This window comes from Cytobacillus firmus, from assembly GCF_023715565.1.
Lineage (GTDB): Bacteria > Bacillota > Bacilli > Bacillales > Cytobacillaceae > Cytobacillus > Cytobacillus firmus_C.
The window spans coordinates 22,425-34,160 of the sequence record NZ_JAMBOJ010000021.1 but is presented as its reverse complement, the minus strand read 5'-3'; the positions used below and the strand labels follow the sequence as shown (position 1 = coordinate 34,160).

Annotated in this window: 12 protein-coding genes and 1 other annotated feature; of the genes, 11 read left to right on the top strand and 1 reads right to left on the bottom strand. The window is 39.7% G+C overall.

Going from position 1 to position 11,736, the window contains the following annotated elements:
- Positions 1–21: 21 nt before the first annotated feature.
- A complete protein-coding gene (hmpA, locus tag M3205_RS10375) occupies positions 22–1,251 on the bottom strand; it encodes an NO-inducible flavohemoprotein (protein ID WP_251169837.1) in 1,230 nt (409 codons plus the stop codon).
- A gap of 296 nt (positions 1,252–1,547) precedes the next feature.
- On the opposite strand from hmpA, the gene spoIIGA reads away from it, so the two are divergent.
- The 11 genes from spoIIGA (at position 1,548) to ileS (ending at position 11,710) form a co-directional block, all read left to right on the top strand.
- Entirely contained in the window at positions 1,548–2,486 is a 939-nt protein-coding gene (spoIIGA, locus tag M3205_RS10370) for a sigma-E processing peptidase SpoIIGA (RefSeq protein WP_251169836.1), read from the top strand.
- Between the two features lie 44 nt (positions 2,487–2,530).
- The gene (gene sigE, locus M3205_RS10365; protein WP_009330857.1) at positions 2,531–3,250 is read left to right on the top strand and encodes an RNA polymerase sporulation sigma factor SigE; all 720 of its coding nucleotides are present in this window, start codon (positions 2,531–2,533) and stop codon (positions 3,248–3,250) included.
- Positions 3,251–3,418: 168 nt separating this feature from the next.
- A complete protein-coding gene (gene sigG / locus M3205_RS10360; RefSeq protein ID WP_026041699.1) occupies positions 3,419–4,198 on the top strand; it encodes an RNA polymerase sporulation sigma factor SigG in 780 nt (259 codons plus the stop codon).
- A gap of 94 nt (positions 4,199–4,292) precedes the next feature.
- The gene (locus M3205_RS10355) at positions 4,293–4,562 is read left to right on the top strand and encodes a YlmC/YmxH family sporulation protein (RefSeq protein WP_095242286.1); all 270 of its coding nucleotides are present in this window, start codon (positions 4,293–4,295) and stop codon (positions 4,560–4,562) included.
- A gap of 69 nt (positions 4,563–4,631) precedes the next feature.
- Positions 4,632–5,459, top strand: a complete 828-nt coding sequence (gene pgeF, locus M3205_RS10350; protein ID WP_251169835.1) for a peptidoglycan editing factor PgeF — start codon at positions 4,632–4,634, stop codon at positions 5,457–5,459.
- Entirely contained in the window at positions 5,460–6,149 is a 690-nt protein-coding gene (locus M3205_RS10345) for a YggS family pyridoxal phosphate-dependent enzyme (protein ID WP_251169834.1), read from the top strand.
- 1 nt (position 6,150) lies between these two features.
- Positions 6,151–6,597: a cell division protein SepF gene (locus M3205_RS10340; protein WP_251169833.1), complete on the top strand. Its 447-nt coding sequence runs from the start codon at positions 6,151–6,153 to the stop codon at positions 6,595–6,597.
- Between the two features lie 6 nt (positions 6,598–6,603).
- Positions 6,604–6,867 (top strand): YggT family protein, encoded by a 264-nt coding sequence (locus tag M3205_RS10335; RefSeq protein ID WP_251169832.1) that lies wholly within the window; start codon positions 6,604–6,606, stop codon positions 6,865–6,867.
- Between the two features lie 63 nt (positions 6,868–6,930).
- Positions 6,931–7,704, top strand: coding sequence for a YlmH family RNA-binding protein (locus M3205_RS10330; RefSeq protein WP_251169831.1), 774 nt, complete (start codon positions 6,931–6,933; stop codon positions 7,702–7,704).
- Positions 7,705–8,009: 305 nt separating this feature from the next.
- Positions 8,010–8,528, top strand: a complete 519-nt coding sequence (locus M3205_RS10325) for a DivIVA domain-containing protein (protein ID WP_251169830.1) — start codon at positions 8,010–8,012, stop codon at positions 8,526–8,528.
- 50 nt (positions 8,529–8,578) lie between these two features.
- Positions 8,579–8,844, top strand: a binding site (T-box leader).
- Positions 8,845–8,938: 94 nt separating this feature from the next.
- Complete coding sequence (ileS, locus tag M3205_RS10320; RefSeq protein ID WP_251169829.1) at positions 8,939–11,710, top strand: isoleucine--tRNA ligase; 2,772 nt, start codon at positions 8,939–8,941, stop codon at positions 11,708–11,710.
- Positions 11,711–11,736 lie beyond the last annotated feature (26 nt).

Below are 11,736 nucleotides of genomic sequence, written 5' to 3'. Positions count from 1 at the left end.
TGAGCCATGCTTATAACATTTTTAAACTGATTGAGTTTCCTTTAATTGCATTGATGGACCGAAGAATTCATAGCGGATATTTTCCTTTTTAAAACCAGCATCAAGTAATGCTTCATACATGGCCTGCATGAAAGGAACTGGACCGCACATATAAACAATACTTTCTTTATTTGGCACGATTGTTTTTAACCAATCAGCAGTAATATAGCCTTCTTTGCTGTAGATTTTTTCGGTTTTATCTTTTTCTGTTGGCCTTTCATAGCAGAAATATGTTTTAACTAATGCATTATTCTTTTCAATCTCCTGAACTTCGCCGGTAAAGGCATGTACATTTCCATTAAGTGCAGCATGAACGTAAATAGTTTCATGATTTACTCCTGATGCATCAAGATGACGCAACATGCTGTGCATTGGTGTTATGCCTACACCGCCGCTAAGCAAAACCACAGGCTTATCCGCATTCTCCAGAACAAATTCTCCAGCAGGAGCACTAATCTTTATCTGATCTCCTTCGTTAAGATCATTATGAAGGTAGTTAGAAACCTTACCGTCCGGCTGTTCAGAGTAGCCTTCTTCTTTCTTTACAGAAATCCGGTAATAAGATTTTTCCGGGGAATCTGATAGGCTATATTGGCGAATATGTGTGTGTTCTTCACCAGGAATCGTTAATTTCACACTAATATATTGACCCGGAAGGTAGCCGGAAATATTTCCTCCATCAGTCGGTGTAAAGTAGAAGGATGTAATCACATCACTTTCTTTCACCTTTTTGGCAACGGTGAAAGTTCTGAAGTCATCCCAGCCTCCTGGCTTATGTGCTGCATCCTCGTAAAGGTTTTTTTCCAATCCGATGAAAGCATCAGCTATCACACCATATGCTTTAACCCACGCCTCAATTATTTCTTCAGTTGCTGCCTCCTGCAGTACTTCCTTAAAAGCAAGAATTAAGTGTTCTCCCACAATTGGATAATGTTTAGGTTTAATTCCTAATGATCTGTGTTTATGTGCGATTTGTGTGACAACCGGAATAATAGCTTCGAGGTTATCGATATATTTAGCAGCAGCATATACTGAGTTTGCAAGTGCTTTTTGCTGACGGCCCTGTTTTTGATTTGCGTGATTGAAAATGTTCAGCAGTTCAGGGTGATTTGTAAATAATAGTTTATAGAAGGTTTTAGTAATATCTTCACCATGTTTTTCAAGTACAGGGACGGTGCTTTTAATAATTTCGATTGTTTTTGTGTCTAGCATATCAGCAAAACTCCTTTTTAATATTTTCACTGTCATTATAGTTGATATTGAAAACAAAAAATGTGATATAAATCACACCCAGTGAAAATAGGAGGGGCAATGAATAGAAAAATAATGACAAAATCCGTTGTGAATAGGGAAAATTTCTATCTTTTTGCATACAGAAAGCGACACACTTTCTTTACTGAAATGCGCTATACTTTTTTCTAACAGAATCATAGCACTTTAACTATATGAGAGTTTTGGAACCTCACGTCAATCTATCAGATTCTAATTTTTATAAGGGAGGAAGATAATTGACGGTCTATTTGGATGTTATATGGGCATTAAATTTTATGTTTGACAGCCTCCTCCTTTATTTAACAGCCATAATTCTAAAAAGAGAAACAGGACTATGGAAAATTTTTGCGGGCGGCTTCATAGGCTCCGTAATTATTTTATTAGCATTTACACCTTTTAATGAATATTCAGGTCATCCGTTCACTAAGCTGCTATTCTCGATTGTAATGGTACTGGCTGTTTTCGGCTATAAACGTTTACGTTATTTTGTAAAAGCTCTCATGACTTTTTATTTTGCTACTTTTTTAGTTGGAGGCTCCTTAATTGGAATTCATTACTTTATCAATTTTGATTTTACGCTTTCTTCATCTGTCATGATGGCCAGTATTAAAGGCTTTGGTGATCCAATCAGCTGGCTGTTCGTGGTTATTGGGTTTCCCCTTGCCTGGCATTTTTCAAAGAGAAATGTTGAGGGTATTGAGATGACAAAAATTCATTATGACTCATTAATCCTGGTGCGTGTTGTAATTAATGAAGCAGAATATTGTTTTAATGGCCTGATTGACAGTGGCAACCAGTTATACGATCCCATTTCGAAAATGCCTGTAATGTTCATATCCATAAAAGACAGGCTGGATGAGTTTCCTCCTGAAATTAGCAAAATGGCAGGAAACCCAGAGGATATCATTATGGGCAGCGAGTCAATTGGAGCGGATTGGGAGCATAAAATGAGGGTCATTCCATGTAAGGTAGTTGGACAAGAACACCAATTAATCATAGGGTTCAAGCCTGACCGGATTCTCTTTGAAAAAGAGAATGAAATAATAGAAGCAGAACGCGGGTTAATATCATTTTCCATGCAGCAGCTTTCATCAGACGATTCGTTTCAGTGTATCGTACACCCCAAGATGCTTACAGGCAGAAGTACAATAAAGCCCGATGCAAAAGTAAGTTAATATACTATACTCTGCAAGAACATAATTTAGAAGGAGGACAATTCATGAAAAAGTTAAAACTTCGCTTATCCTACTATTGGTATAAATTGTTGATTAAGCTGGGGATTAAAACAGATGAAGTATATTATATAGGCGGCAGCGAAGCATTACCTCCTCCACTCAGTAAGGAAGAAGAAGAAATGCTCCTGATTAAGCTTCCAAAAGGTGATAAAGCGGCAAGGTCCATTTTGATTGAAAGAAATCTTCGGCTTGTTGTGTATATTGCCAGAAAGTTTGAAAATACAGGTATTAATATTGAGGACTTAATCAGTATTGGAACGATTGGGCTTATTAAAGCAGTAAATACTTTTAACCCGGAGAAGAAAATCAAACTGGCTACATATGCATCCCGCTGTATTGAGAATGAAATTCTTATGTATTTAAGAAGGAACAACAAAATTCGCTCTGAAGTTTCCTTTGACGAACCCCTAAATATTGATTGGGATGGCAATGAACTTCTTCTATCTGATGTTCTGGGCACTGAGGATGACATCATAACAAAAGATCTCGAAGCAAATGTTGATAAAAAGCTGCTGTTAAAGGCATTGCATCAGCTTTCAGATCGAGAAAAACAGATCATGGAACTCAGGTTTGGCCTCGGGTCTGGCGAAGAAAAAACTCAAAAGGATGTAGCCGATATGCTGGGAATTTCCCAATCCTATATTTCACGCCTGGAAAAAAGAATAATCAAAAGACTAAAAAAAGAATTTAATAAGATGGTTTAGAATTTTAAAGCAGACAATATTTTTTACAGAATTTTGCAAGGTGAAAACCTAGTATTAATAATGCTTTGACCATTTCCCCATCTTTCATCCGGATTAGCCGGTGCATATTTTTCCTTTCCAAGGAGATACTGTTTTTTGTACAGCAGCTCCTGTGAGGAGGGAAATGGATTGACTCGAAATAAAGTAGAAATTTGCGGTGTTGATACTTCAAAGCTTCCAGTTTTAAAAAACGAAGAAATGAGAGAGCTCTTCAAGCAAATGCATAAGGGGGATATAACCGCACGGGAAAAACTCGTCAACGGCAATTTGCGTCTCGTATTGAGTGTGATTCAGCGTTTTAACAACAGAGGCGAATTTGTTGATGACCTTTTCCAGGTCGGCTGTATCGGTCTGATGAAATCTATTGATAATTTTGATTTAAGTCAAAACGTTAAGTTTTCCACCTATGCCGTTCCGATGATTATTGGGGAAATACGTAGGTATCTGCGTGATAATAATCCGATCCGTGTTTCTCGTTCTTTAAGGGACATTGCTTATAAAGCTCTGCAAGTAAGGGAACGTCTCATGAGTAAAACGTCCAGAGAGCCTACAGCTGAAGAAATAGCTAAAGAGCTGGATGTGCCTCATGAAGAAATCGTATTTGCACTGGATGCCATCCAGGATCCTGTTTCATTATTTGAACCGATTTATAATGATGGCGGGGATCCAATTTACGTGATGGATCAGCTTAGTGATGAGCGAAACAAAGATATTCAATGGATTGAGGAAATAGCGCTAAAAGAAGGAATGAGGAGACTGAATGAACGGGAAAAACTGATTCTCAGAAAACGCTTCTTTCAGGGCAAAACTCAAATGGAAGTGGCGGAGGAAATCGGCATTTCCCAGGCACAAGTTTCAAGGCTTGAAAAAGCAGCCATCAAACAAATGAATAAGAATATTCAAAGCTAGCAGCCAAATTGGCTGCTTTTTATATTTACCAAACATTTTTCTAATAGAAGCAAACATATATTGAATTAGAACATAAATTGGGAGTGAAGTGTCGATGGTGAAAATATCTGAATTTCAAATGAAGGATGTTGTAAATGTAGCTGACGGCAAAAAACTTGGAAATATTGGGGATATAGATATTAATATTAATACAGGAAAAATTGAAGCAGTCATTATCGGAGGAGCGGGGAAAGTATTAGGATTCTTTGGCAGGGACGCAGATATTGTCATTCCCTGGAAAAATATTATAAAAATCGGTGAAGATGTCATACTTGTCCGCTATCAGGATGCGATTGAGCCTAAATATATAGAGGATGAAGCTTAAGAGTTGTTAATGGTGTCATCACTGCCGTCCTTGTGGTAAACTATAGAAAAATAAAATGGGGTTAATCGCATGGAACCATTTTCTTTAAACAAGGAAGAGTACTTTGTCATAAAAGATTGGGCGGATCGTTTTCCTACTATATTGGCTGGTTTTACAACAAAAAATGGCGGCTTCAGCCGCAATCAATATGAAACTCTGAATGTAGGATTACATGTGAATGACAGCTTTGAAGCAGTCAGTCAAAATCGGCAGCATGTGGCTGACTTGCTTGGCTTTTCTATCGAAAATTGGGTCGGTGCTGAACAAACACATGATGTAAATATAAAAAAAGTTACTGAAAATGATAAAGGAAAAGGAGCTCTGGTGTACGATGATTCCTTTTCAGGTACCGACGGCTTTTTCACATATTCAAAAGGTGTTCTGATGACCCTGTGTTATGCCGATTGTGTGCCCCTTTATTTCCTGCATGAGAATACAGGAGCCATAGGCATTGCCCATGCCGGCTGGAAAGGCACTGTTGGCGGGATCGGCAGGAATATGACTGAACTGTTTTCTTGTGAAGGCATTAACTTAAAAGAGGTCCAAGCTGTGATTGGCCCTTCCATTTGCGGTAACTGTTATATTGTTGATGATCGTGTTATTTCAAAAGTGCAAAAAATACTAGAAGATGTCGATATAAAGCCATATAATCAAATTAGTGACAATCAATTCCAGCTTGACCTTAAAGAACTAAATAAGAAAATCCTTGCTAATGCGGGGATTCCTTATGAAAATATCATGATGACTGATTTTTGCACAAGCTGTCATGCAGACTATTTTTTTTCCCACAGAAGAAATAAGGGGAATACCGGCAGAATGATGAGTTTTATTGGCTGGAAGGAGGAAGCAGGGAACTAAATGAGAGTAGAGGATAATTTAAAGCAAATAAAGACAGCCATCCACGAAGCGTGCATAAAGGCGAACCGCGAGCCGGAAGAAATTACCTTGATTGCCGTTACTAAGTACGTTTCAGCTGATAGGGCACAAGAAGCCTTGGAAGCAGGAATTCATCATCTAGGTGAAAACAGGGATGAAGGACTTCTTGCTAAATGGGAAGTTTTAAAGGACAGGCCAACCTGGCATTTTATCGGAACACTGCAAACGCGCAAAGTAAAGAATATTATTGATAAAGTTGACTATATTCATTCATTGGACAGGCTATCCCTTGCAAAGGAAATCAACAAGCGGGCAGATCGTAAGATAAATTGCTTTGTACAGGTCAATGTCTCAGGCGAGGTGTCGAAACAGGGAATAAATCCTGAAGAGGCAGCTGACTTTATTTCAAGCCTGGCTGAATATAAAAATCTCAATATCATAGGCCTGATGACAATGGCGCCGCATACATCAGACAAGGATTTACTGCGTGCCTGTTTCCGGAAACTCAAGGACATTCAAAAACAGGTTAAAAATCTTGGATTTGATTTTGCTCCCTGCACTGAGCTTTCAATGGGCATGTCCAATGATTTTTCTCTGGCAATTGAAGAAGGTGCCACAATGATAAGGATTGGGACAGCTTTAGTTGGCCAAGAGGGTCAGGAGGTTAAATAAAATGAGTATAAAATCAAAATTTAAAACATTTTTCTTCCTGGATGATGAATATGACTATAAGGAAGAGGAAATCATCGAAGAAGAAAGTGAGCCGGTGAAGCAGGTGCAGAAACAGCAGCAGTCAGTTCAAAAACAGAACATTGTCAGCCTTCAAAGTGTGCAAAAATCTTCTAAAGTAGTTCTTGTTGAACCGCGGGTATATGCTGAAGCACAGGATATTGCAGATCAGCTGAAGAACAGAAGAGCTGTTGTAGTCAATCTGCAGAGAATTGAAAAAGATCAGGCAAAGCGCATTGTTGACTTCCTAAGCGGGACCGTTTATGCCATCGGGGGAGACATTCAGAAGATTGGCACTGATATTTTCCTGTGTACACCTGACAATGTTGAAGTATCAGGGAACATCTCTCAGCTGATGAAAGAACAAGAATTAGAAAATACGAGGTGGTAGTACTTAATGGAATTAGTATTTGGAATATTGTCATCTGCAATTTATTATTACTCATGGGCACTGATTATATATATTCTGCTGTCCTGGTTCCCAAATGCAAGGGAATCAGCTTTTGGCCAGTTTCTGGCAAGGATTTGTGAACCGTACCTGGAGCCTTTCCGCAAAATCATTCCCCCGCTCGGAATGATTGATATTTCTCCGATTGTGGCTATCTTAGTTTTGCGTTTTGCCACTGGAGGCTTGCATCAGCTTTTTTATTGGATTTCATAAGATTGACAAAAAACTGGGCTATCATGATGGCCCTTTTTTATTTGTGTGAAAGGAGGCCCGAATTTGTCTATTTATCAGCACTTTCGACCAGAAGAAAGAGAATTTATTGATCAGGTCCTTAACTGGAAAAATCTTGTGGAAAATACATATGCACCAAAGCTTACTGATTTTCTTGATCCAAGGGAGCAGCAAATCTTAAAAAGCATTATAGGACAGGATTCAGGAATATTATTTGCTTTTTTTGGCGGAACAACGGGGGCTGAGAGAAAGAGAGCACTGATATTTCCGGATTATTATCAAAACGAGGAAGAAGATTTTAAAATTCGGCTGTTTGAATTGGAATATCCAAAGAAGTTTGTTACCATTGAACACCCTCAAGTCCTCGGCAGCCTGATGTCACTGGGACTAAAAAGAGGGAAATTTGGTGACATCCTGTTTGGAGAGGACAGAATCCAGTTTTTTGCCGCTCAAGAAATTGAAGAGTATATCAGCCTGCAGCTTCAGTCAATTGGCAGAGCTTCGGTATCTTTGAAAATACAGCCTTTTTCACAGGCGATTCAATCACCAGAAGTGTGGAAAGAAAGCTCCATCACCTCTTCATCTCTGAGGTTGGACACAGTCATCTCATCCATCTACAATATCTCAAGACAGAAATCCCAGCTCTATATCCAACAGGGACACGTTAAAGTCAATTGGATGCAAATAGAAAACCCCTCATTTGAATGCCAGCAAAGCGACATCATCTCAGTCAGGGGACAAGGTCGATCCAAAATTATAGAAATAGATGGGAAAACAAAAAAAGACAAATGGAGAATAATTGCCGGGAGACAGAGATAGTAAAGTAGGAGAGAGTTTTAACAAACCCACATTGAAAATGTAAATATTGTTCATCTGCTGAGTTGATTTGAGCATAAGGCATATGACACCGGCGGGAGCAGCGCCCGCTCTGCGGAAAGCAACCGGCTACTTTTAAAAGCCAAAAACAATTAAAAGACAGTTAAAAGAAATAATTTAAATTTGAAGGATTTTGAAACAACCTGTCGAATAAATAATCAAAAGACAACGGAGTCTGCTATAATTAAATAGAACCAGCAGGCTCAAACCAATTTACATAAGATCAACAGACCTGGGAGGTGGCACTCATGCCATTAACACCGTTAGATATTCATAACAAGGAATTCAGCAAAGGATTTCGGGGTTATGACGAAGATGAAGTTAACGAATTTCTCGATCAAATCATAAAGGACTATGAAATCCTGATCAGGGAAAAAAAAGAGCTAGAAGATAAGCTCAGCGAAACGAATGACCGCATTGGCCACTTTACCACAATTGAAGAAACACTTAATAAATCTATTGTGGTTGCACAGGAAGCTGCAGAAGAATTAAAACGCAATGCCCACAAAGAAGCAAAGCTTATCATCAAAGAAGCTGAAAAAAATGCTGACAGAATTGTGAATGAATCCCTGTCCAAAGCAAGAAAAATTGCACTGGATATTGAAGATTTAAAGAAACAGTCCAAAGTATTCCGGACACGCTTTAAAATGCTTGTTGAAGCTCAGCTCGATATGCTGAATAACGATGATTGGGATCATTTAATGGAATATAAGCTGGATTCCACTGAATTGAAATCATTAAGAGAAGAAGAAGAATCACTGGCTTGACGAAAGCCGGAAATATCGCATATAATTTTAAAACAAAGTAAATACAATGTTTATCAACAATGAGAGGGACAGTACAGTCTTTACAAAAAAGCTTATGATCAGAGGCGAATATTCACTCTGAAAGCGAGCCGGGGATGGTGGAAGCCCGGGTATAAGCAAAAGCTGGAAAATCACCCTTTAGTTCCTTGCCGAACATACAAAATCAGTAGGCCAAGGCGGATCATTCACGTTAAGAATGCTTTGAGCGGATGAAATTTCATTATATTTCATCTACAAGGGTGGTACCGCGGGAGAATAAAACCTTCTCGTCCCTTTTTGGGATGAGAGGGTTTTTTGTATTTTCCCGAGGTTTTTCTAAGGTCTCATTGGCTATCATGGTATTTAATGAGTTATAAACAGGAGGAAAAGGAATGGATTACAAAGATAGTTTATTAATGCCAAAAACTGAATTCCCAATGCGCGGCAATCTTCCAAAGCGCGAACCTGAAATCCAGGCGAAATGGGAAGAAATGAACATTTATGAAAAAGTCCAGGAACGGACAAAAGGGCGTCCGATGTTTGTACTGCATGATGGCCCTCCATATGCGAATGGCGACATCCACATCGGCCATGCGCTAAACAAGATCTTAAAGGATTTCATCGTACGCTCTAAGTCTATGACTGGCTATAATGCACCTTATGTTCCTGGCTGGGATACTCATGGTCTGCCAATTGAGCAGGCGCTGACAAACAAAGGCGTAAAGCGTAAAGAAATGAGTGTTGCTGAGTTCCGAGAGCTTTGTGAAGAATATGCATATGAGCAGATTGACAGCCAGCGCGGACAATTTAAGCGCTTAGGTGTCCGTGGTGATTGGGAGAACCCTTACATCACACTTAAGCCTGAGTATGAAGCTCAGCAAATTAAGGTGTTCGGGGAGATGGCGAAAAAAGGCTATATCTATAAAGGCAAAAAGCCTGTTTATTGGTCTCCATCATCTGAATCTGCTTTGGCAGAAGCGGAAATTGAATATAAAGACAAACGTTCGCCATCCATTTATGTTGCATTTAAAGTAAAGGATGGAAAAGAAGTATTGGATCAAGATACTTATATCGTTATTTGGACTACAACTCCATGGACCATTCCAGCAAACCTTGGAATTTCAGTTCATCCCGACCTTTCTTATACTGTAGTGGAGGCAAACGGCAAAAAGTTTATGGTTGCAGAAGACTTATTGGCAGCTGTGGCTAAGGAGTTTGAATGGGAAGGTTATCAAGTTGTCCAGACAGTTAAGGGGACTGATCTGGAGAATGTAATTGCTGAACATCCGCTTTATGGCCGTGATTCACTTGTAATGCTTGGTGATCATGTTACAACTGATGCCGGTACAGGATGTGTTCATACTGCTCCCGGACATGGGGAAGATGATTTCCAAATCGGCATGAAGTACGGTCTTGACGTATTATGCCCGGTAGATGATAAAGGAAACATGACAAATGAAGCTCCGGGCTTTGAAGGGTTATTCTATGATGCAGCCAATAAGCCGATAACTGAGAAACTTAAGGAAGCAGGAGCATTATTAAAACTGACTTTTATTACTCACTCATATCCGCATGACTGGAGAACGAAAAAGCCTGTTATTTTCCGTGCTACTGCCCAATGGTTTGCATCCATTAAGGATTTCCGCAATGAGCTTTTGGAAGCTGTTAAAGAAACAAATTGGTATCCTGCATGGGGTGAGACCAGACTATTTAATATGGTCCGGGATCGCGGAGATTGGTGTATCTCCCGCCAGCGTGTATGGGGAGTGCCTATTCCGGTCTTTTATGCGGAAAATGGCGAAGAAATTATCACAGATGAGACGATTGAACATGTTTCAAATCTTTTCCGTGAACACGGCTCAAACATTTGGTTTGAGAAAGAAGCGAAAGAGTTGCTTCCTGAAGGTTTTACACATCCAGGAAGCCCGAATGGCCAGTTTTCAAAAGAAACGGATATCATGGATGTTTGGTTTGATTCCGGTTCTTCCCACCAGGCAGTTCTTTTAGAGCGTGACGATTTACAGCGTCCAGCAGATCTATATCTAGAAGGTTCTGACCAATACAGAGGCTGGTTTAACTCTTCACTTTCAACTGCGGTAGCTGTGACAGGGGAAGCGCCTTACAAAGGGGTACTGAGCCACGGTTTCACCCTTGATGGTGAAGGAAGGAAAATGAGTAAATCCATCGGAAATGTAGTTGTTCCGGCAAAAGTCATGAACCAGCTTGGTGCTGACATTTTGCGCTTATGGGTGGCTTCAGTTGATTATCAGGCTGATGTCCGGGTATCTGATGCTATTCTGAAGCAGGTTGCAGAAGTGTATAGAAAGATTCGCAATACTTTCCGTTTCTTGCTTGGAAATCTGGATGATTTTAATCCTGCAGAAAACTTGGTATCCTTTGAGAACCTGCGTGAAGTGGATCAGTTTATGCTAGCGAAGTTGAACAAGCTGATCAAGAGTGTTCGCGAGTCCTATGATCGCTATGAATTTGCCAGCATCTACCACGCTGTCAACAATTTCTGCACATTGGACCTTAGTGCATTTTATCTTGATTTTGCAAAAGATGTCCTCTATATTGAAGCAAAAGATAATGCAGAACGCCGTGCAATCCAAACGGTTCTTTATGAGAGCCTGATTGCTCTTACGAAGCTTGTTGCACCTATTCTTTCCCACACATCTGATGAAATTTGGAACTTTATACCGAACGTGAAAGAAGAAAGTGTTCAATTAACAGATATGCCTGAATATACAGAGCTTCCGAACGCTAAACAGCTGGAAGATAAATGGACTGCATTCATGAAGCTTCGCAATGATGTCCTTAAGGCATTGGAAGAAGCACGTAATGAGAAGGTGATCGGCAAATCACTTACTGCTAAAGTAACCCTTTATGTAAATGATCAAGCCAAGAGCCTTCTGGATTCAATTCAGGAAAATCTTCAGCAGCTCTTTATCGTATCTGGATTCGAAGTAGCAGGCAGCCTTTCAGATGCTCCTGAAAATGCCGTGAAATTTGAAAACACTGCTATTGTTGTTTCTAAAGCAGAAGGCGAAACATGCGACCGCTGCTGGACAGTCACTCCAGAAGTTGGCAAAACAGAAGGATATGACACACTTTGCCCACGCTGTGCTGATGTTGTAAAAAATAATTATAGCCACTTGGCTTAAATACCGGCAGTCCCTCAAATATTGGG